This is a genomic window from Blastococcus sp. TF02A-26 (assembly GCF_003319125.1).
Taxonomy (GTDB): Bacteria; Actinomycetota; Actinomycetes; order Mycobacteriales; family Geodermatophilaceae; genus Trujillonella.
Window position 1 is genome coordinate 144,265 of record NZ_QOHG01000009.1, and the last position, 19,666, is coordinate 163,930.

At 75.4% G+C, this 19,666-nt stretch carries 19 protein-coding genes; 10 read left to right on the forward strand and 9 right to left on the reverse strand.

The window, feature by feature from the left end:
- Window positions 1-57: 57 nt before the first annotated feature.
- Complete coding sequence (locus DQ240_RS12395) at window positions 58-2,214, forward strand: MMPL family transporter (protein ID WP_113839911.1); 2,157 nt, start codon at window positions 58-60, stop codon at window positions 2,212-2,214.
- A 4-nt stretch (window positions 2,215-2,218) separates the two neighbouring features.
- On the opposite strand, the gene DQ240_RS12400 is transcribed toward DQ240_RS12395, so the two are convergent.
- Complete coding sequence (locus DQ240_RS12400; protein WP_113839912.1) at window positions 2,219-3,298, reverse strand: acetate/propionate family kinase; 1,080 nt, start codon at window positions 3,296-3,298, stop codon at window positions 2,219-2,221.
- On the reverse strand, window positions 3,295-5,697 hold the full coding sequence (locus tag DQ240_RS12405) for a phosphoketolase (protein ID WP_113839913.1): 2,403 nt from the start codon (window positions 5,695-5,697) through the stop codon (window positions 3,295-3,297). The genes DQ240_RS12400 and DQ240_RS12405 overlap by 4 nt, the downstream gene beginning before the upstream one ends.
- A gap of 337 nt (window positions 5,698-6,034) precedes the next feature.
- Between DQ240_RS12405 and DQ240_RS12410 the strand changes: the two genes are divergently transcribed.
- The 6 genes from DQ240_RS12410 to DQ240_RS12435 are packed head-to-tail and all read left to right on the forward strand — an operon-like array spanning window position 6,035 to window position 10,170.
- On the forward strand, window positions 6,035-7,279 hold the full coding sequence (locus tag DQ240_RS12410) for a CpaF family protein (RefSeq protein ID WP_113839960.1): 1,245 nt from the start codon (window positions 6,035-6,037) through the stop codon (window positions 7,277-7,279).
- The gene (locus tag DQ240_RS12415; protein ID WP_233498673.1) at window positions 7,267-8,133 is read left to right on the forward strand and encodes a type II secretion system F family protein; all 867 of its coding nucleotides are present in this window, start codon (window positions 7,267-7,269) and stop codon (window positions 8,131-8,133) included. Before DQ240_RS12410 ends, DQ240_RS12415 begins: the two co-directional genes overlap by 13 nt.
- The gene (locus DQ240_RS12420) at window positions 8,130-9,062 is read left to right on the forward strand and encodes a type II secretion system F family protein (RefSeq protein ID WP_233498674.1); all 933 of its coding nucleotides are present in this window, start codon (window positions 8,130-8,132) and stop codon (window positions 9,060-9,062) included. Before DQ240_RS12415 ends, DQ240_RS12420 begins: the two co-directional genes overlap by 4 nt.
- Before the next feature lie 28 nt (window positions 9,063-9,090).
- The gene (locus DQ240_RS12425) at window positions 9,091-9,297 is read left to right on the forward strand and encodes a hypothetical protein (protein ID WP_113839914.1); all 207 of its coding nucleotides are present in this window, start codon (window positions 9,091-9,093) and stop codon (window positions 9,295-9,297) included.
- Complete coding sequence (locus DQ240_RS12430) at window positions 9,290-9,703, forward strand: TadE/TadG family type IV pilus assembly protein (protein ID WP_113839915.1); 414 nt, start codon at window positions 9,290-9,292, stop codon at window positions 9,701-9,703. Before DQ240_RS12425 ends, DQ240_RS12430 begins: the two co-directional genes overlap by 8 nt.
- Window positions 9,700-10,170 (forward strand): hypothetical protein, encoded by a 471-nt coding sequence (locus tag DQ240_RS12435; protein ID WP_233498675.1) that lies wholly within the window; start codon window positions 9,700-9,702, stop codon window positions 10,168-10,170. Before DQ240_RS12430 ends, DQ240_RS12435 begins: the two co-directional genes overlap by 4 nt.
- A gap of 38 nt (window positions 10,171-10,208) precedes the next feature.
- Here DQ240_RS12435 and DQ240_RS12440 read toward each other — a convergent pair whose 3' ends face one another.
- From DQ240_RS12440 to DQ240_RS12455, 4 genes are all read right to left on the reverse strand, one after another.
- Window positions 10,209-11,072 carry a hypothetical protein gene (locus DQ240_RS12440; protein ID WP_147261985.1) on the reverse strand — a complete coding sequence of 288 codons (864 nt, stop codon included), beginning with the start codon at window positions 11,070-11,072 and terminating at the stop codon, window positions 10,209-10,211.
- 188 nt (window positions 11,073-11,260) lie between these two features.
- Window positions 11,261-11,479, reverse strand: coding sequence for a hypothetical protein (locus DQ240_RS12445; protein ID WP_113839917.1), 219 nt, complete (start codon window positions 11,477-11,479; stop codon window positions 11,261-11,263).
- Window positions 11,480-11,577: 98 nt separating this feature from the next.
- Window positions 11,578-12,219 carry a DUF4230 domain-containing protein gene (locus tag DQ240_RS12450; RefSeq protein WP_113839918.1) on the reverse strand — a complete coding sequence of 214 codons (642 nt, stop codon included), beginning with the start codon at window positions 12,217-12,219 and terminating at the stop codon, window positions 11,578-11,580.
- A 127-nt stretch (window positions 12,220-12,346) separates the two neighbouring features.
- Window positions 12,347-13,270, reverse strand: coding sequence for a hypothetical protein (locus DQ240_RS12455; RefSeq protein ID WP_113839919.1), 924 nt, complete (start codon window positions 13,268-13,270; stop codon window positions 12,347-12,349).
- A 239-nt stretch (window positions 13,271-13,509) separates the two neighbouring features.
- Here DQ240_RS12455 and DQ240_RS12460 point away from each other — a divergent pair, with 239 nt between their 5' ends.
- Window positions 13,510-14,175, forward strand: a complete 666-nt coding sequence (locus DQ240_RS12460; protein WP_113839920.1) for a DUF4142 domain-containing protein — start codon at window positions 13,510-13,512, stop codon at window positions 14,173-14,175.
- Window positions 14,172-14,837 carry a class F sortase gene (locus DQ240_RS12465; protein ID WP_147261986.1) on the forward strand — a complete coding sequence of 222 codons (666 nt, stop codon included), beginning with the start codon at window positions 14,172-14,174 and terminating at the stop codon, window positions 14,835-14,837. The genes DQ240_RS12460 and DQ240_RS12465 overlap by 4 nt, the downstream gene beginning before the upstream one ends.
- A gap of 6 nt (window positions 14,838-14,843) precedes the next feature.
- On the opposite strand, the gene DQ240_RS12470 is transcribed toward DQ240_RS12465, so the two are convergent.
- The gene (locus DQ240_RS12470; RefSeq protein WP_158548661.1) at window positions 14,844-16,391 is read right to left on the reverse strand and encodes a serine/threonine-protein kinase; all 1,548 of its coding nucleotides are present in this window, start codon (window positions 16,389-16,391) and stop codon (window positions 14,844-14,846) included.
- Between the two features lie 143 nt (window positions 16,392-16,534).
- Here DQ240_RS12470 and DQ240_RS12475 point away from each other — a divergent pair, with 143 nt between their 5' ends.
- The gene (locus DQ240_RS12475) at window positions 16,535-17,563 is read left to right on the forward strand and encodes a triacylglycerol lipase (RefSeq protein ID WP_113839923.1); all 1,029 of its coding nucleotides are present in this window, start codon (window positions 16,535-16,537) and stop codon (window positions 17,561-17,563) included.
- Here the strand turns inward: DQ240_RS12475 and DQ240_RS12480 are convergent.
- Window positions 17,553-18,806, reverse strand: coding sequence for a hypothetical protein (locus DQ240_RS12480; protein WP_113839924.1), 1,254 nt, complete (start codon window positions 18,804-18,806; stop codon window positions 17,553-17,555). The genes DQ240_RS12475 and DQ240_RS12480 overlap by 11 nt on opposite strands.
- 5 nt (window positions 18,807-18,811) lie before the next feature.
- Window positions 18,812-19,549, reverse strand: coding sequence for a septum formation family protein (locus DQ240_RS12485; protein ID WP_113839925.1), 738 nt, complete (start codon window positions 19,547-19,549; stop codon window positions 18,812-18,814).
- Between the last annotated feature and the right edge of the window lie 117 nt (window positions 19,550-19,666).

The window sequence follows — 19,666 nt, forward strand, 5'->3', positions numbered from 1 at the left end:
CGGCCCGGGCGTTCCTAGCGTTCGCGTCGTCCGTCCGGCCGTCGTCAGGAGCTCCCCGTGCTCGCGTCCCTCGCCCGAACCTGTGCCCGAGCCCGGTGGCTCGTCGTCGGCGCCTGGCTGGCCGCCGTCGTCGTCCTGTCGGTCCTGGCCGGTGCCTTCGCCGGCCCGACCAGCGACGACTTCGCGCTTCCCGACTCGGAGAGCCAGCGCGCCTCCGACCTGCTGGCCGACGCCGGGTTCGACGCCCGGTCCGGCACACAGGCGCAGGTGGTCCTGTCGTCGGCCGACGGGATCGACCGCCCCGAGGTGCGGGCCGCGGTGGCCGACCTCGCCGACGGCATCGCGGCGGATCTCCCCGGGGCGGAGGTGACCAGCCCGTTCGCCCCCGGCGGGGAGCGGCAGATCGCGCCGGGCGGGGAGATCGCCTACCTGCAGGTCGACCTCCCGCAGCGGGACCCCGCCGACCTGGCCGACGCCGCCGACGCCCTGGGCGCGCTGCGGGACGGCGTCGACGTGCCCGGCCTGCAGGTGGAGGTGGGCCTGCCCATGGACGAGGAGGGTGGCGGAGGACCGCCGGCCGAGGTGATCGGCGTCCTGGCCGCGGCGGTCATCCTGCTCATCGCCTTCGGATCGCTGGTGGCGATGGCGCTGCCGCTGGTCATCGGCGTCCTCGGTGCCCTGTGCGGGGTGGCGGCGATCGAGCTGGCCGCGCACGGCATCGACGTGCCGAGCTTCGCCGGCGCCGCCGCCGGGATGATCGCGATCGGCGTCGGCATCGACTACGCGCTCCTGGTGGTGACCCGGTTCCGCGAGTCGCTGCGCGAGGGGACGCCGGTGGTCGAGGCGGTGGCCCTGGCCCAGCACACGGCCGGCCGGTCGGTGCTCTTCGCCGGCACCACGGTGGTCATCGCCTCGCTGGGCCTGGTGCTCATGGGCATGGAGCTGATCACCGGGGTCGCGATCGGCATCGCCGCCGCCGTGCTGGTCACCATGCTGGCCGCGGTGACCCTGCTCCCGGCGCTGCTCGGCATCGTCGGACCGCGGCTGCAGCGGGCCCGGGCCCGCCGGGGGACCGACGGGTCCGGTGCCGGTGCCCAGCGGTGGGCGCGGACGGTCCAGCGCCGCCCGGTGGTGTGGGTGGTCGCTTCCCTGGTGCTGCTCGGCGTGCTCGCCGTACCCGTGCTCGACCTGCGGCTGGGCTTCAGCGACGCCGGCACGATGGCGGAGGAGACGTCGGCGCGGAAGGCCTACGACCTGGTCGCCGAGGGCTTCGGCCCGGGCGTGAACGCCCCGTTCGTGGTGGCGGTGAGCGGTCCGGACGCCTCGTCGGTCGCCCGTGACGTGGCCGACGCCGTGGCCGACGACCCGGGGGTGGCCTCGGTCGGCCCGCCGCAGGTGGCCGAGGACGGCGGCACCGCGGTCCTGCAGGTCGTGCCGACGTCGGCGCCGCGCGACGAGGAGACCACCGAGCTGGTGCACCGGCTGCGCGACGACGTCGTCCCCGACGCGGTGTCCGGGTCGGGTGCGGAGGTGGCGATCGGGGGAGCGCAGCCGGCGGCGGTGGACTTCGCCGACTACACGGGGGAGCGGCTGCCGGTGTTCCTCGGCGTGGTGCTGGCGCTGTCGTTCCTGCTGCTGACCGTCGTCTTCCGGGGGCTGGTCGTGGCGCTCAAGGCGGTGGTGGTGAACGTGCTGTCGATCGCCGCGGCGTTCGGCGTGCTGGTCGCCGTCTTCCAGTGGGGCTGGGCGACCGACGTGCTGGGCATCGAGGGCGTCGGGCCGATCGAGGCCTGGGTGCCGATGATGCTGATCGCGATCGTGTTCGGCCTGTCGATGGACTACGAGGTGTTCCTGCTCTCGCGGATCCGGGAGGAGTACGACCGGACCGGGGACAACGCCTCGGCGGTCGCGACCGGTCTCGCGCGGACGGCCCGGGTGATCACGGCCGCGGCGGCGATCATGGTGTGCGTCTTCGGCAGCTTCGTGCTCGGCTCGGCGCGGGAGCTCCAGCTGTTCGGGTTCGGGCTGGCGGTGGCGGTGCTGATCGACGCGACGGTCGTCCGGATGGTGCTGGTGCCGGCGGCGATGGAGCTGCTCGGCCGGGCGAACTGGTGGCTGCCGCGCTCGCTGGACCGGGCGCTGCCGCACCTGACGGTCGAGGGCCCGGTGCCCCCGGCGCCGGCCTCTGTCCGGGAGCCCGCCGCGGTCGGCTGACCCCTCACCCCCGCAGGAGCCGGCGCACCTGCCGGTCCATGACGATCTCCTCGTCGGCGGTGACGACCAGGACGCGGACGCCGGCGCCGGCGGGGGAGATCGGCCCGGGGCCGGCGGCCGCGGGGTCGAGCGCGACGCCCAGGTGGGCGAGCATGCCGGCGACGGCCGACCGCACTCCCGCCGAGTGCTCGCCGATCCCGCCCGTGAACACCAGGGTGTCCAGGCCGCCGAGCAGCGCGGTGTAGCCGGCGACCGTGGTGGCCACCGAGCGGGTGAACACCTCCAGCGCCAGCGGGCAGTCGTCGTCCCCCGCGGCGGCGCGCGCCTCGACGTCCTGCATGTCGGTGACCCCGCCGGTCAGCCCGGCGATGCCGGAGCGGTGGTTGACCAGGTCGCGCAGTTCCGGGATCGACCAGCCGTGCTCGCCGAGGAAGAGGACGGCGTCGGGGTCCAGGTCACCGGTCCGCGTCGCCGAGAGGACGCCGCCGGTGGGGGAGAAGCTCATCGAGGTGGCCACCGGCCGGCCGCCGTCGAGCGCGGTCACGCTGCACCCGCCGCCGAGGTGGGCGACCACGGCCCGGCCGAGGTCGGGCACCGTGTCGACGACGTGCTCCAGGTTCAGCCCGTGGAAGCCGTAGCGCCGCACGCCCAGCCGGGCGACCTCCTCGGGCAGCGGCAGCCGGGTCGCGGCCTCGGGGAGGACGGCGTGGAAGGCCGTGTCGAAGCAGGCGACGTGCGGCAGCGCCGGCCACCGCTCCCGTGCCGCCGCGATCGCCGCGATCGCCCCGGGCAGGTGCAGCGGCGCGAAGGGGACCAGCTCGCGCAGGGAGGCGACGAGGCCGTCGTCCACCCGTTCCGGGGCGGTGTGCCGGGGGCCGCCGTGCACCACCCGGTGGGCGACGGCGACCAGCTCGACGCCGGCGTCGTCCACCCGGCCGGCGAGCTCGGCGACCGCGCCGGCGACGTCGTCGGGCGGGCGGGGGACGTGCACGTCCAGCACCCGCCGGCCCGCGGCGTCGTGCACCGCGGCCTTGAGCGACCGGGATCCCGGGTTGAGCGCCAGGACGGCGCCGCCGGCCGTCATCCCTGCCAGGTCCAGTCGCGCACCTCCGGCATGTCCTCCAGGTGCTCGCGCACGTAGGAGTGGTGCCGCTCGAGCTGGGCGCGGCAGAACGCGGCGAGCTCGGTGCCCTTCTCCGGCGCCCGCCGCGACCGGCGCAGCGCCTCCAGCACCAGGTGGTAGCGGCTCATCCGGTTCAGCACGACCATGTCGAACGGCGTGGTCGTCGTCCCCTGCTCCTCGAAGCCGCGCACATGGAAGCGGTCGGGCCGGGTGCGGCCGTGCAGCAGCTGGTGCACCGCGCGGGCGTAACCGTGGAAGGCGAAGACGACGTCGGTGTCGGCGGTGAACAGCTCGACGAAGCGGTCCTCGGGGAAGCCGTGCGGGTGGTCGTCGTGCGGCAGCAGCGCCATGAGGTCGACGACGTTGACCATCCGTACCCGCAGCCACGGCACGTGCTGCCGCAGCAGCTCGGCGGCGGCGAGGGTCTCCTGGGTCGGGACGTCACCGGCCGCGGCGAGGACGACGTCGGGCGGGCCGTCGTCGGTCTCGGTGCCGGCCCAGGCCCACACCGAGGCGCCGGCGGCGGCGTGCTCGCGGGCCTGGTCGAGGGTCAGGTACTGCAGGTGCTTCTGCTTGTCGGCGACGAGCAGGTTGACGTGGTCGGTGCTGCGCAGGCAGTGGTCGGCGACCGACAGCAGCGTGTTGGCGTCCGGCGGCAGCCACACCCGGACGACCTTGGGCGACAGCGGCATGACGGTGTCGAGCAGGCCGGGACCCTGGTGGCTGAAGCCGTTGTGGTCGTTGCGCCAGCACGTGCTGGTCAGCAGGATCGTCAGCGAGGAGACCGGCGCCCGCCACGGCAGGTCGGCGGCGTGCTGCAGCCACTTCACGTGCTGCACCACCATCGAGGCGCTCACCATCGCGAAGGCCTCGTAGGTGGCGAACAGGCCGTGCCGGCCGGTGAGCAGGTAGCCCTCCAGCCAGCCCTGGCACAGGTGCTCGCTCAGCACCTCCATGACCCGGCCGTGCGGGGAGAGGTGGTCGTCGGTGGGGAGCACCTCGGCCTGCAGGCAGCGGTCGGTGACCTCGAAGACGGCCTGCAGCCGGTTGCTCGCCGTCTCGTCGGGACAGAAGAGCCGGAAGGTCCCGCCGCCGTCCTCGGTGGTGGTGCGGAGGTAGACGTCGCGCAGCAGCTCACCCAGCGGGTGGGTGGTCTCGGCGAGCGTGGCGCCGGGGGCGGGGACGTCGACGGCGTAGGACTCGAGCGGCGGCAGGTCCAGCGGGGTGCGCCGCCGGCCGCCGTTGGCGTACGGGCTCGCCCCCATGCGCAGGTCGCCGCCGGGGGCGAGCGCCGCCAGCTCGGGCACCAGGGCGCCGTCGTCGGTGAACAGGGTCTCGGGGGAGTAGGAGCGCAGCCACTGCTCGAGCAGGGCCAGGTGGGCGGGGTCGGTCTGCACGCCCGACAGCGGCACCTGGTGGGAGCGGGCGGTGCCCTCGACCTGGACGCCGTCGACCTCGTGCGGGCCGGTCCAGCCCTTCGGGGTGCGCAGCACGATGGCCGGCCAGCGGGGGCGCACGACCTCCTCGCCGCCACGCGCCGCGGCCTGGATCTCGCGGATCCGGTCGTGCGCCGTGCGCAGCGCCGCCTCGAGGTCGCGGAAGACGGTGCGCGGGTCGTCCCCGGCGACGACGACCGGTGCCCAGCCCTGGCTGCTGAGGTAGCCGGTGACGTCCTCGTCGGAGGAGCGGCCCCACACGGTGGGGCTGCCGATCTTGTAGCCGTTGAGGTGCAGGATCGGCAGCACGGCGCCGTCGCGGCGGGCGTCGAGGAACGCCGGGATCTTCCACGAGCCCGACAGCGGCCCGGTCTCGGCCTCGCCGTCGCCGACGACGCAGGCGACGAGCAGGTCGGGGGAGTCGAAGGCGGCGCCGGCCGCGTGGACCAGCGCGTACCCGAGCTCGCCGCCCTCGTGGATGCTGCCCGGGGTCGGCACGCTGACGTGGCTGGGGATCCCCCCGGGGCTGGAGAACTGGCGGAACAGCCGCAGGACGCCCGCCTCGTCCTGGCCCACCAGCGGGTAGATCTCGCTGTAGGTGCCCTCGAGGTAGGTGCTCGCCACGAGAGCGGGGCCGCCGTGCCCGGGGCCGGCGACGTACAGGCACGGTGTCCCGGTGCGCCGGATGAGCCGGTTGAGCTGCACGTAGACCGCCGAGAGACCGGGGCTGGTGCCCCAGTGCCCGAGCAGCCGCGGCTTCACGTCGTCGTGCTGCAGCGGACAGCGCAGCAGCGGGTTGGCGCGGAGGTAGATCTGCCCGACGGTCAGGTAGTTGGCCGCGGCCCACCACCGCAGGTCCAGCTCCAGGTCCTCGTCGCCGTAGCTGTCGTCGACCGCGGTCGCCGCGGGGGTCTGCAACGCCATGCGCCTCAGTCTGTCGGGCGACGGTGAACGCGGCCGGTCGGGGTGGTGACGAGTGCAGCGTCGCCGGCAGCGGGGCGGGACGAGCCCCGGCCCGCGGGTACTCCTCCCGGCTCGCTCGGGCTCTGCCCCGTATGTGGGGCAGAGCCCGAGCGAGCGGAGGAGGACACGTCCGTGGGCTGCCGCTCAGGCGGACGGGTGTCACCCGTTCGGTGGGTCCTGACCGCCCCGTGAGCGTGAGCTGTCCACAGGGCGCTGCCTGTGCGGCGCGCGGAACCGGCCGGTCCTCCTACAGTCCCCGCGATCTGGGGAGCGGACGACACGGGGGTGGGGCGTGCCGATGGCGGCGAGCGCGCTCGAGGTCGTGGACGGCGAGGTGCGCGAGCTCATCCGCCGTCGCGGCCTGGACCCGCTGGTGGACCCCGTACCGGTCCGCCTCCTGGTGCGCGACGTCGTCGCCGACTACTCCGAGCGGTCGCTGAACTCGACGCTGCCGCCGATCGCCGACCCGGAATCGGTGGTCCGCGACGTGCTCGACCGCGTGGCGGGGTTCGGCCCGCTGCAGCGCTACCTGGACGACCCGGAGATCGAGGAGATCTGGGTCAACGAGCCCGGGCGGGTGTTCGTGGCCCGTCGTGGACGCAGCGAGCTGACGACGACGATCCTGGGCGCGGGGGAGCTGGCCGACCTGGTCGAGCGGATGCTGCGCGCCTCCGGTCGCCGCCTCGACATGTCGACGCCGTTCGTGGACGCGACGCTCCCCGACGGCTCCCGCCTCCATGTGGTGATCCCGGACATCACCAGGCGCGACATGGCGGTGAACATCCGCAAGTTCGTGCTGCAGGCGCACTCCCTCGACGAGCTGGTGCAGCTGGGGACGCTGACCGCGCACGCGGCCCGGTTCCTCGAGGCCGCCGTCGCCGCCGGGCTCAACGTCCTCGTCTCCGGCGGCACCCAGGCCGGCAAGACCACGCTCCTGAACTGCCTGTGCGCGGCCATCCCGGCGCGGGAGCGGGTGATCACCTGCGAGGAGGTCTTCGAGCTGCGGGTGCCGCTGCCCGACGTCGTCGCGATGCAGACCCGTCAGCCGAACCTCGAGGGCGCCGGCGAGATCCCGTTGCGCCGGCTCGTCAAGGAGGCGCTGCGGATGCGGCCCTCGCGGATCGTCGTCGGGGAGGTGCGCCAAGAGGAGTGCCTCGACCTGCTGATCGCGCTCAACTCGGGTCTGCCGGGCATGTGCACGTTGCACGCCAACAGCGCGCGCGAGGCCGTGACGAAGATGTGCACCCTCCCGCTGCTGGCCGGCGAGAACATCGGCCACGCCTTCGTCGTCCCCACCGTGGCGGCCAGCGTCGACCTCGTCGTGCACGTCGGCACCGATCCCGACGGCCGGCGCCGCGTCCGCGAGATCGTCGCCGTCCCCGGCCGCACGGAGGACGGCGTGGTCGAGCTGGCCGACGTCTTCACCACCCGCGACGGGCGGCTGGTCCGCGCCGGCGGTCACCCGCCGCACCCCGAGCGGTTCGCCGCCCAGGGCATCGACCTCGCCGCCGTGCTGGAGGACACCGGCCGGTGGGACCGGTGACCGGCGCGTTCCTGGGGCTCCTGCTCGGCGTCGGTCTGCTGCTGATCTGGCGCAGCGGCCCGCGGGCGCCGCAGCGCAGGCCGGGCCCGCGGCGGACCGGACGGCGCCAGCAGCAGCTCGCGGCGGCCGGTCTGACCGGGATCAACGCCGCGCAGCTGCTCGCGCTGCAGATCGGCCTCGGGCTCGTGGTGCTGGTCGTCGTCCTGCTGAGCACGGGCACGGTCACGGTGAGCCTGGCGTTCGCCGTCTTCGGCTTCGCGCTGCCCGCGGTCCAGGTGCGCCGGCTGGCGGTGCGTCGCCGGGCGGACCTGCGCGAGGTCTGGCCGGAGGTGGTCGACAACCTCGCCTCCGCCGTCCGCGCCGGGTTGTCGCTGCCGGAGGCGCTGGCCGCGCTCGCGGTCCGGGGGCCGGAGGTGCTGCGGCCGGCCTTCGGCCGGTTCGCCGCCGAGTACCGCAGCAGCGGCCGCTTCAGCACGTGCCTCGACCGCCTCAAGGACGACCTCGCCGACCCGGTCGCCGACCGCATCGTGGAGACGCTGCGGGTGGCGCGGGAGGTCGGCGGCAGCGACCTCGGGCGGGTGCTGCGCACGCTCGCGACCTTCCTCCGCGAGGACGCCCGCGCCCGCGCGGAGCTCGAGACCCGGCAGGGGTGGGTGGTGCAGGCGGCGCGGCTGGCGGTCGCCGCGCCGTGGGTGGTGCTGCTGCTCCTGGCCACCCAGTCGACCACCCTCGCCGCGTACGACTCGGCGGCCGGGACGGCGCTGCTGCTCGGTGGCGGGGTGGTGTGCCTGGTCGCCTACCGGCTGATGCTGCGGATCGGGCGGCTGCCGCAGGACGTGCGGGTGCTCCGGTGATCCTCGGGATGCTGCTCGGGCTGACCGCGGCGACCGGCGTGCTGCTGGTCGTCGGCTACGCGCCGCCGTTCCGCTCGGTCCGGCTGGTCGACCGGCTCGCGCCCTACCTGCAGGACGCACCGCCGCCGTCCCGGTTGCTGGGGACCGCGACCGAGCCCGGTCTGCTCACCGCCGCGCGGCGGGTGTTCGGACCGGTGGTGACCGACGGCGCCCGGCTCCTCGACCGCACGCTCGGCGGGCGGGCCGCGGTCCGCCGCCGACTCGACGCGCTGGCCTCGGACACGACCGTCGAGGACTTCCGGGTGGAGCAGGTCGTCTGGGGCGGGCTGGGCCTGCTCGGCGCGGCCGGGGTGGCGCTGCTGGGCACGGTGGCCGCGGCCGAGTTCAACGTCCTGTCCGTGGGGCTTCTCTGCGTGGCCGGGCTGGTCGGCGGGCTGCTCGGCCGCGACTGGTGGCTGACGCGGCAGGTCGCTCGCCGCGAGGAGTTGCTGCTCGCCGAGTTCCCGGTCGTCGCCGAGCTGCTCGCGCTGGCCGTCACGGCCGGGGAGGGGCCGGCGGCCGCGATCGACCGGGTCACCCGGCTCTCCGGCGGCGAGCTGGCCCGCGAGCTGGGTGGGGCGCTGGGCCGAGCCCGCGCGGGGGTGCCGCTCACCGAGGCCCTGCAGCAGGTCGCCGACCGGACGTCGCTGGACCCGCTGGCCCGGTTCGTCGACGGCCTGCTCGTCGCCATCGAGCGCGGCACGCCACTGGCCGAGGTCCTGCGGGCGCAGGCCGCCGACGTCCGCGAGGCGGGCAAGCGACGGCTGCTCGAGGCCGGTGGCCGCAAGGAGATCGCGATGATGGTCCCGGTCGTCTTCCTGGTGCTGCCGGTCACCGTCCTCTTCGCCCTGTTCCCGGGCCTGATCAGCATCGTCTCGCTGGCGTCGTGAGCGCAGCGACCGACCGAGGAGGACGCCCGTGCGTCTCGTGACCGTGTTCCTGGCTGTGCTCGTGGCGCTGGCCGCCCGGCTCCGTGGGGACGATCCCGAGCGGGGCGACGTGCCCGGCTGGGTGATGATCACCGTGATGACGGCGGCGCTGGTGCTCGCCATCCTCATCCCGTTCCGCGAGGCGATCGTGGACGCGGTCTCCAACGCCCTGGACTCCGTCACGACAGGTGGCTGAGCAGCAGCTCCCCGCCGACGACGGCGCGCAGCGGGGCAGTGCCGTCGTCGAGTTCGTGCTGGTCTCGGTGCTGATCGTGGTGCTGCTCCTGGCGGTGCTGCAGGTGGCGGTCTACGTGCACGTGCGGAACGTGGTCGCGGCCAGTGCGCAGGAGGGTGCGCGGTACGCGGCGAACGCGGACGTGGCGGTGGCCGACGGGGGTGCCCGCACGTCCGAGATCGTCGCCGCGGCGACCACCGAGGGGACCGCGGCCGGTCTGACGTGCACCTCGACCGAGGAGGTCGACGAGACCGGCCTGCCGCTGGTGGTGGTGCGCTGCACCGGGGCCGTGCCGACGCTGCTCGCCGGGCTCGGTGACCTTCTGCCGGTGGACGTGACCGGTCGCGCCGTCCGGGAGGGGCCGTGAGGTGGGTGCTCGCCCGCCTGCGCGGGACGGGCGACGGCGAGCGCGGGTCGTCGCTGGTGGAGTTCATCTTCGTCGCGCTCGTGGTCTTCGTGCCGCTGGTCTATCTGGTGGCCGGCTTCTCCTCGGTGCAGCGCGGTGTCTTCGCGGCGACGGCGGCCGCGCGGGAGGCGGGCCGGGCGCTGGGCACGGCGCCGGACGTCGCGACCGGGATGGCGCGGGCCGAGCGGGCGGTGGAGCTGGCGGTGGCCGACCAGTCGGTGGAGGCCACGGACGTCCGGCTGGAGTTCGCGCCGGCCGGGTCGGACTGCGACGCGGCCGGCAGCTACAGCCCGACGCTCCTACCGGGGGAGGAGTTCAACGTCTGCGTGACGGTGACCGTGCGGATCCCGCTGCTGCCGGAGTTCATCGACGCCAACACCGCCACCGGCCAGTTCGTCGTCGAGCGCGACCGCTACGTCGACCCCTGACCCCGACATCGCTCGTCAGGCCGGCCCGGCCGTCACGCTCATCCGGAGGCCGGTCTGCGGGATCGTCCACCGGTCGACGGCGGATCCTGCTCCTGTTCCTTCTTCTTCTCGAGCTTGCTCACGAGGTCGTGCAGGGGTTTGGTCCCCGCGCCCACTACCAGCGCCGTGACGACGAGGTCGACGACCCGGTTGGGGTTCGCGGAATCCGGTGCCGCGATGGCGGTCAGCAGGAGTGCGTCCAGGCTGCCGGCGATGACGGCCGAGACGCCGACCGCCAGGCCCCAGTGGATGATCGCCGCCGTCTGGCGCGCCTTGTCGTAAGCGGCCTGCTTCTGCGCCAGGACCGCCAGCTTCGTCTTCTCCTCGGCGGCGGTCGCCGCCTGGCTCACGTCGGCGTCCGCCTCGTCCCGCGCGTCCTTCGCCGCAGAGGTGTCGGCGAACCGGGCGAGGGGTTCCAGCAGGCGCTCCACGGCGAGGGCCAGCACGAACAGGGCGGCGAAGGCGCTGAAGTCCGACCCCACCCGGTAGGCACCCTCCGGCCCGACGTTGAGGAGGAGCAGGGAGCCGACGAGGAGCCCGAGGACGGCGATCCCGCCGCCCACCTTCATCGCCTTCGCCCACTCCGCGGTCGTGAGGGCGCTCGGAGCGGTTGCGGCGACCGAGGCCCTGCCCTCGGCGGCGGCAGGACCACCGCTCGTGCCCTCGGCAACCGCTCGGGACCGCTGGACGTCCTCGCCGTCCGGTGGGCCGCCGTCGCCGTCCGGTGGGCCGCCGTCGCCGTCCACGGCCGGCTCGGGGACGAACGGGCGAACGTCCACCAGGCGCCAGGTCAGCGGCTGCACCTGGGGCGCTGCCGCGAGCGGATCCGGCGTGTGGCGGCGGGTGACCCGGGCGACTGCCATGGCGATCTCCTTCGAGGTGACGCCATGGTGCTCGCCTCGGGGTGCGGTGTACATGGCCTCCGTCGCGGCGAACGGCACTCGGCCGGGGGCCAGCCGGACGTCGAGCGATGTGCGCTGAGAGGCTCATCCCGGTGCTGGAACGAGCGCTGGGTGCACATCGCTCGTGAGCGACCGCGGAGGGCAGGGCCTCAGGTGCGAGGAGCGGGGTGGCCCTCGACGGTCGCGGTGAACTCGAACCACGCCTGACCGCGCCACTCGGGGCCGGGGATCGGCCCGTCGACGGCGAGCGTGCTCCAGTCGGGCACGCGCCCGCCGGCGGTCGCGATCAGCTGCAGCCGCTCCTGCAGCTGCTGCGTCGCGCGGGTGGGATCGTCGCTCGGCAGTGCCGCGGCCGCCCGGTACCTCATGTGCGGAGCGTGGCGGTGCGCACGGCGCGACACGGTCCTGATCAGCGCCGTGTCGGCGGACCGGGATCCGCCGCCCGGACGGTCGTGACGGTCGGTGGTCAGTCGGCGGCGGGCTCGAACTCGACCGTGACGTCCTCGACGCCCAGCGACCCGGCCAGCGAGGTCAGCATGTCGCGGGTGCCGTCCTCGGCGCGCTCGAGCAGGTCGCTGTCGACGGCGGAGGACTCCAGCCGCTCCTCGGCGAGGGAGTAGAGCGCGCTCTCGTCGGTCGGGTCGTCGCCCAGCGCGTCCCCGACGCGGTCGAGCAGCCCCCGGTCGCGGTCGAGCACTCGGCTCTCGTCGGGGTCGATGCGCGCCTCGCTCAGCTGCGGTGCCGGCAGGGTGATGGTCGCCGAGTTGCCGTCCTCGGAGAGCTTCACGGCGTCCGGGCCCAGCTCGGCGAAGTCCACGTAGGCGTCCACCGTGCCGGTGGCGAGGAACTGCACGCGCTCGCCGCTGATCACCGAGGGCACGTACGGGGTGTCGGACTCGATGTCGACGACGACCTGGAAGCTGCCGGTCGCCGCGTGGTACTCGTCCAGGTCGGCGAGGGAGACCAGCAGCGGGGTGGTGGTGCGGTCGACCTGCTCGGGAGCGAAGGGGTTGCCCCAGTCGAACGACCCGACGGCGAGGACGCCCAGACCCACGGCGCCCGCGGCCACTCCGGCCTTGACCAGTCCACGACGGCTCTTCGACGGCATGCGAGGGCTCCTCGGTGTCGCTGGGGGGAACCCCCGGGCGATCCGCCTCGCGGGGGTACGCCCTACAGCACCGCGGCGGCCGATCCCATTCCCGTCGCGACGACTCTCCGCGACGGGCGCAACCGCCTCAGGGGACGAAGATCCCGCTGATCGCCACGACCTCGCCGTCGACCACGGTGAGCCGCATGTAGGAGTGCTCGTCGGCGCCGTCGGAGACACCGGCGGTGCCGGCCAGCGCGGCGACGGAGGCGACGGCGACGTCGTCGCCGGTCCACGTGTCGACGTAGGAGGCGGTCGCCCCGGCAGCGACGGGGAGAGCGGTCACCCGGTCGTCGGTGTCGCGGACGTAGTAGGCGGTGCACCGCTCGGTGCCGTCGGAGTGCACGCCGTCCTCGGCGCAGGCGGCCGCGGCGTCGCGGCCCTCGAACCACTCGACGAGGTCGACGTGCACGGTGCCGGCGGAGACCGCCCGCAGGACGCCGACGTGGCGACCGTCGGCCAGGCCCCCGGCGACCACGGGCTGCGTGGTGCGGACGCTCACCCGGTCGTCGAGCTGGAACGCGGTGCCGGTCCAGCCGTAGGTGACCGACGCCCAGTGCGCCGGGCAGCAGGTGGGGTCGTCGGCCGCGGCGGCGCGCCCGGCGACGGTGAGGGCCCGACCGTCGGTGGTCAGCGTGGCGTCGACGAAGGGGATGCCCTCGCCGAGGACGTCCAGCGCCGCGGGCTCGCCACGGGAGACGTCGAAGACGACGACGTCCTGACCGGGCTCGGAGGCGGCGCTCGGGCAGGCCGACAGCACGAGGACCTCGTCGGTGCCGTCGCCGGTGAGGTCGGCGCGCGAGGTCGCGACCGTCAGCTCGTCCCAGCTCTCGGCCGGCAGTCCGTCGGCGACCCACTCGGCGCGGGAGGCACAGCCCGCGGCGCCGTAGGCCAGCGCCTTCCAGTCCGGCGACACGTCCGGTGCGGCGGACGGTCCGGTGCTCCCGGCGGTGCACCCGCCCAGCACGGCGCCGCCGGCCAGGAGGAGCGCGGGGAGACGGCGGCTGGACATCGGGCTGCTCCGGGGGAGGTCGGGCGGGCTCGTGCCCGCACCGAGGACATCGACGTGGGACGCCTGGGACTTGAGTGGTGGATGTGACGGATGTGACGAGCCGTCGTCGGCAGATGTGCACCGATCGGTCGTGCGACATCCGGTCGGGCGCGTGTGGTCGTGGAAGGTCCGGGTAGGGGGTCGCCACCACCCATCGCGCCCTCAGCCCCGGGTCGCCTGCATGCCGTCACGGAGTCCGCATGCGTCGCACGTCCCGTCTCCTCCTCCTCCCGGTCGTCGCCCTGGGCGCCGTCCTCCTCAGCGCCTCCCCGGCCGCCGCGGCGCCGTCCGACCAGGACGTCGCCTGGATGCAGGCGGCCCACCAGAGCAACCTCACCGAGATCGCCGCCGGCCAGGCGGCGCAGCAGATGGCCACCGACCAGCGGGTGCGCCAGCTCGGTCAGATGTTCATCGACATGCACACCCAGCTCGACACGCAGCTGACCCAGGCCGCGCAGCAGATAGGGGTGGAGCTCCCCGCCGAGCCCAGCGCGTCGCAGCAGCAGCAGCTCGCCGCCGTGCAGCAGAACACCGGCCCCGCCTTCGATCGGGCGTGGGTCTCGCAGCAGCTCGGCTCGCACCAGACCACGCTGGCCGCCAGCCAGCGCGAGGTGCAGAACGGCTCCGACCCGATGGTGGTCCAGCTGGCCCAGGCCAGCACGCCGGTCGTCCAGCAGCACCTCGACGAGCTGCGCGCTCTGGCCGGGCAGTACGGCCTGCCCACCTCGGTGGACGCGGGCAGCGGCGGGCAGGCCGCGGACGACGGGATGACCGCCCTCGGCTGGGGCATCGCCGGCGTCGGCGGGGTCATCCTGCTGACCGGTTCCGCCGCGCTGGTCCGCCGCCGCGGGGTGACCGCCGCGTGAGGTCCCCGCGCGTCCGGCACCCCGGGGTGCTGGTCGTCGCGGGCGCCCTGCTCGTCGGCTCGGGACTGGTGCTCACCGGCACCGGCTCCCGGGCCGACGCGCCGGACTTCGGCACCCCGGTCGCAGCCACGACCTCCCCGTCGACCCACCCGACCGGTCCACCCGCGGCGCCGCCTCCCGCGCCGCTCCCGGCGCCGGATCCGGCGGTGCCCGCCGCCCCGGCGGCGGTCACCCTGCCCGCGGTCGCCGACGCCGTTCCGCTCGTCCCGGTCGGCGTCCTCCCCGGCGGCGGCCTCGCCCTGCCCGAGCGCCCCACGGTGCTCGGCTGGTACGCCGCCGGGGCGGTTCCCGGCAGCCCGGCGGGGACGGCGGTCCTCGCCGGGCACATCGACTCGGCGGTCTACGGCGCGGGCCCGCTCGAGGGTCTGCTGGAGCTGGCCATGGGGGACCCGGTCACCGTCACCGACGAGGCCGGCCGGACGCACGCCTACGTCGTCTCCGCCCGGACGTCCCAGCCCAAGTCGGCCCTGCCGCCGGAGCTGTTCCGCACCGACGGTCCTCCGCAGCTGGCCCTGGTGACCTGTGGCGGGGAGTTCGACGAGCGCACCGGCTCCTACGCGGACAACGTCGTCGTGCTGGCGGTGCCCGCGCCGGGCGGCTGATCGAGGTCAGCGGCGCGAGAACAGCAGCGGCCGGAAGAACTCCGCGACCAGCCAGGCCAGCACCGTCGTCGCGGCGGTCGCGAGGAAGGCGCCGCCCATCTCGCCGGTCGCGCCGGCGGCCACCTGCACCGTCGTGTAGGCGACGGCGCCCACGAGGTTCGACGCCACCAGCGCGGCACGCCAGCCGAGCCCGGGCCGCACGAGACGCCAGACCACCAGGTCGGCGACCTGCGCGCCGGCGAACGCCACCGGCCCGGCCAGCGACGCGCCCGACCCCTGCTCGACGAGCACCAGCGTGCCCACGGCCAGCGCCGCCCCGACCCACGGCAACCCGCCGGCGCGGTCCAGCGCGTCGCGGACCCCGAGCGACAGGCCGAGCAGCACCTCGCCGGCCAGCGCGGTCAACCCGAAGCCGACCATGACGCCCACCGGGTACTCGGCGTCGGCGCGGTCCATGGACGCGACCAGCGCGACGAACAGCGCGAACAGGACCCCCGCGAGCAGGGGCCGGTGCCGCTTCGGCGCCGGCCGGGGCGGAGGGCCCGGGGGAGGTGCCGGAGGCGGAGCGCCCTGGGGGCGACCCTGCGGGAGCGGCAGCCACGGGGGTGGACCGGCGGGGGCCGGCGCCCGGGGCGCGGGGCGGAGCAGCGGCGTGGGGGAGCGCGGCGCCGGCGCCGGGACGGCGACGGGCGGCCGGGTCGCGGGCCGCGGCGCCGGGGCGGCGGGCGTGGCCACCGCCCGCCGGGCCTCGGCGACCAGCTGCCCCGCGGTCGCGGTGCGGCGGGCCGGATCGCGGGCCAGCGCGCGGCGCACCACGGCGTCCAGCGCCGGGGGCACGTCGGCCCGCCGGGCCCAGATCGGCGGCGGCTCGGTGTGCAGGTGGGCGTGGTACGCGCTGGGCAGGCTGCTGCTGGGGAACGCGCGGACGCCGGTCAGGCACTCGTAGAGCACGCAGCCGAGCGCGTAGACGTCCACCCGGGGGTCGACGTCGGAGCCGGTCACGAACCGCTCCGGGGCCATGTACTCGTAGGAGCCGATCGCCGTCCCGGTCTGGGTGATGGACACGCCGTCGGACGACGACCGGGCGATGCCGAAGTCGACGAGGTAGACGAACGGGTCGTCGGGGCGCCCGGTCAGCAGCACGTTCGAGGGCTTCACGTCGCGGTGCACCAGGCCGTCGGCGTGCGCGGCGTCCAGCGCCTCGGCCAGCTGCGCGACCACCGACAACGCCGTCGGCACCGGCAGCGGTCCCCAGCGGGCCAGCCGGGACGCGAGGTCCTCGCCCTCGACGAGCCGCATGTCCAGGAACAGCCGGCCGTCGATCTCGCCGTACCGGTGGATCGGGACGACGTGCGGACCGCGCAGCCGAGCGGTCAGCCGTGCCTCGCGCTGGAACCGGGCGCGGTAGCCCTCGTCGGCGGCCAGGTGCGGGGACAGCAGCTTGAGCGCGACCACCCGCTCGTGCTCGGTGTCCCAGGCGCGGTGGACCTCGCCCATGCCGCCGCGGCCCAGCGGACCGAGGAGCCGGTAGGGACCGAAGGTCGCTCCGTGCACCCCGCCCCCTGGTCGTCCCGGCCGGATCCGAGCATCCCACGACCGCTCCCGCACCGGGGGCACCCGGGCGCGCATCCGGTCGGCGAGCGGCTCGTTGGTCCCCGCGGCGGGCGACGGTGCCCGGCCGATGAGGAGGGACGCTCGTGCGACTGCCCCGGATCCGCCTGCTCGTCCTGCTGGTCGCGGCCCTGCTCGCCCTCGGCACGGGGGTCGCCTCGGCCACGCCGCCCCGCGGGCCGGCCACCGGGGAGTTCGCGCCACTGGACCGGCCCGGGCCCCGGCTGAGCGTGTCGCCCGCGCAGCTGCAGGCGGCGCTGCACTGCAACGGCCCCCTCACCGGCCTGACCCGGGACCCGGTCCTGCTGGTGCCCGGCACGACCCTGACGCCCGAGGTCAACTTCGGCTGGAACTACCTGCGGGCGTTCGACCAGGACGGCCGGCGGTGGTGCACCGTGACGCTGCCCCACGACGCGACCGGCGACATCCAGGTCGCGGCGGAGTACGTGGTGCACGCGCTGCGCAGCGTCAGCGCCGCGGCGCACCGCGACGTCGACGTCGTCGGGTTCAGCCAGGGCGGCATGGTGCCCCGCTGGGCCCTGCGGTTCTGGCCGGACACCCGCGACCTCGTCGACGACCTCGTGGGCCTGAGCCCGTCGAACCACGGGACCGTGCTCGCCGACGTCGCCTGCACGCGCCCGTGCAACCCCTCGTTCCACCAGCAGGCCTCGCGGTCGCGCTTCCTCCAGGCGCTCAACAGCGGCGTGGAGACCTTCGCCGGGATCGACTACACGGTCGCCTACACGCAGACCGACGAGGTCGTCGTCCCCAACGCCGGGCCGGCGCCCAGCTCGGCGCTGCGCACCGGGGCCGGCGCCGTCGCGAACATCGCGCTGCAGGAGGTGTGCCCGGGGCATCTCGCCGACCACTTCCTGATCGGCAGCTCCGACGCCGTCGGGCACGCGATCGTCGTGGACGCGCTGGACAACGACGGCCCGGCGGTGGCGTCCCGGATCCCGCGCACGGTCTGCGCGCTGCCCTTCCACCGCGGCGTCGATCCCCTGACGGCGGTGCCGGACTTCCTGGCGATGGTGGCCTACGCCGGGGACCCGGCAGGCAACGCGCCGGACGTGCCGGCCGAGCCGCCGCTGGCGCCCTACGTCCTCAGGCGCTGAGGACGCCGGTCTCCCGGGCCAGGGCGGTGCCGCGGTGCAGCAGGGCCGCGACGTCGCCGAGGTCCCCGGGCCGCCAGCGCAGGATCCAGACGGCGAACACCCCGTCGCGGACGGCGTAGCGCATCGGGTCCGAGGGCGAGTCCACCGGCAGCCCCCCGGGTGGGGTGGGCGCGGCGTCGCCGGCGGGCAGCAGCAGCGCCGTCCGCCCGCTGTTGCGCTCGTGCACCGGCGCCTCGGTGTGCAGCGCGAGCCGCGCCGTCGACGGGAGGCCGGGCAGCGCGCCCCGCAGCACCGCGACCGGCTCGCCCGGTACGGGGTTCGTGGGGAAGGCGGCCGCGTACGCGTGGGGGTCCTCCGGCACCAGCCCGCGGGCGGCGGCCTCGGCGAGGAGCGCGGTCTGCTGCCGCTCCGGGAGCCAGGCCGGGTCCGCGGGCGGCGGCAGCGGCTGCTCGAACGGCTGCGGCCGGTGCAGCGGCCGGCACGCGGCGGCCAGCGCGTCCGCGGCGTCCCGCACCCACAGCAGCAGCTGGTCCAGCTCCGGCACGGTGGAGACGTAGCTGTTGCGGACCACGCGCAGGGTGCCGAAGCGATACTCCAGCTCGAAGAACGGCAGCCCGGCGCCGGCCCGGAGGACGGCGGCCAGCGGGCCGGTGACCAGGCGCTCGACGAGGCCCGCGGGGAGCGCGGCCCCGCCGAGCAGCGTCAGCCCCGGCAGCCCGTACTGCTTCAGCTTCGTCTCCGCCTTCGAGGGCGCCCAGCCGAGCGATCGGTTCGTGATCCGGAAGGAGGGGAGCAGCGCCGCCTCGGGCACCAGGGCCGCCGCCCCCGTGCACGGCAGCGTGACGAACAGGTCGTCGGCCTCCGTGTGGTTCAGGAAGCGCCGCGGGGCGTTCCAGAGCCGGCTCATGGGCGGGACGACCTTCACGAACCAGAAGGAGTGGTTGCCGGCCGGCTCGTCGTCCGGGCCCAGCGGCCAGGCGTAGCGCCAGTGCCACAGGCAGCAGTCCCGGTCGCCGACGGCGCCGCGGACGACGTTGAACTGCAACTCCGGCTCCAGCGGCAGGGCCGCGAAGTGACCGCTGGCGTTCGCGCTGCCGACGTACTGCAGGCCCCGGGACTCCGCGTAGGGAGTCAGGTCCACGGACGGGTGCCCGCGCTTGGAGTCCTGGCGGTCGCCGGGGACGAAGGAGGCCCGGCCGGCCAGGCGGGCGGCGACCGGCGGGATCGCGGTGGTCGTGGTCATCGGGATCAGCGCCGGGCGCCGGCGAGCGAGCCGGTCGTCGTCGGGGCGGTGGGGTCGGTGACCGTGCAGACGACCGCGTGGTCGCCGACGCCCTCCCAGCTGCCCTGGGTGGGGAGCAACGCCTGGTAGAGCAGGACCGAGGAGCCGTAGTCGATGCCGGCGAAGCCGTAGAAGGCGCTCAGGCACAGGCCGTCGCCGGCGGCGCTCACCGCCGCCTCGCCCGGCCAGGGCGTGGCCGGGAGGTCGGTCACCGCGTAGACCTCGTGGGTGTGCGGCTCGCTGCACGGGACGACGTCGACGGCGGACACCGTGCCGGTCGCGATGTCGGTGAGGCACTGCCCCTCGGTGAGGGTGAGGACGTCGGTGCCCGCACCGGGGGCGGCGGGGACGGCGCCGCCGGGGGTGGCGGCGTCGATCTGCTCCCGCACGTCGACGCTCGCGTCCTGGACCGTCTCGGCCACGGTCTGCGCGATGTCGGCGGAGGCGTCGGTGGTGCGGTAGACGTTCCAGCCGACGTAGCCGATCCCGCACAGGACGGCGCCGGCGAGGCCCACGCTGCCGATCTGCACGCCCACCCGCCGGCTGCTCCGCGGGCCGGGCGCGGCGCCCAGCGGGGCCATGGGCGGGGTCTGGGGCGGGGTGTAGGGCGGCAGCTGCACCGAGGAGGGCCACGCCGGCGCCCCGGACGGGGTCGCGGTGCGGTCGTCCTGGCTGACGATGCCGGGGGTCGGGGTGGTGGTCATGGTGTGCGCTCTCCGTCGGGTCCGGGGGTTCTGGGGACGGGGAGAACGCTAGGAATCCGGGGGCGCCGCGAGCACCGTGCCGACTACGGGGATCGGCCCGGGGGAGTACGGGGATCC

Excerpts from the sequence above, each read along its gene's own strand:
- DQ240_RS12460 (WP_113839920.1), top strand. The coding sequence starts at position 13,510 with ATGCGTCGCACGTCCCGTCTCCTCCTCCTCCCGGTCGTCGCCCTGGGC.
- DQ240_RS12410 (WP_113839960.1), top strand. The coding sequence starts at position 6,035 with ATGGCGGCGAGCGCGCTCGAGGTCGTGGACGGCGAGGTGCGCGAGCTC.
- DQ240_RS12440 (WP_147261985.1), bottom strand. The coding sequence starts at position 11,072 with ATGGCAGTCGCCCGGGTCACCCGCCGCCACACGCCGGATCCGCTCGCG.
- DQ240_RS12450 (WP_113839918.1), bottom strand. The coding sequence starts at position 12,219 with ATGCCGTCGAAGAGCCGTCGTGGACTGGTCAAGGCCGGAGTGGCCGCG.
- DQ240_RS12445 (WP_113839917.1), bottom strand. The coding sequence starts at position 11,479 with ATGAGGTACCGGGCGGCCGCGGCACTGCCGAGCGACGATCCCACCCGC.
- DQ240_RS12405 (WP_113839913.1), bottom strand. The coding sequence starts at position 5,697 with ATGGCGTTGCAGACCCCCGCGGCGACCGCGGTCGACGACAGCTACGGC.
- DQ240_RS12480 (WP_113839924.1), bottom strand. The coding sequence starts at position 18,806 with ATGACCACGACCACCGCGATCCCGCCGGTCGCCGCCCGCCTGGCCGGC.
- DQ240_RS12400 (WP_113839912.1), bottom strand. The coding sequence starts at position 3,298 with ATGACGGCCGGCGGCGCCGTCCTGGCGCTCAACCCGGGATCCCGGTCG.
- DQ240_RS12455 (WP_113839919.1), bottom strand. The coding sequence starts at position 13,270 with ATGTCCAGCCGCCGTCTCCCCGCGCTCCTCCTGGCCGGCGGCGCCGTG.
- DQ240_RS12485 (WP_113839925.1), bottom strand. The coding sequence starts at position 19,549 with ATGACCACCACCCCGACCCCCGGCATCGTCAGCCAGGACGACCGCACC.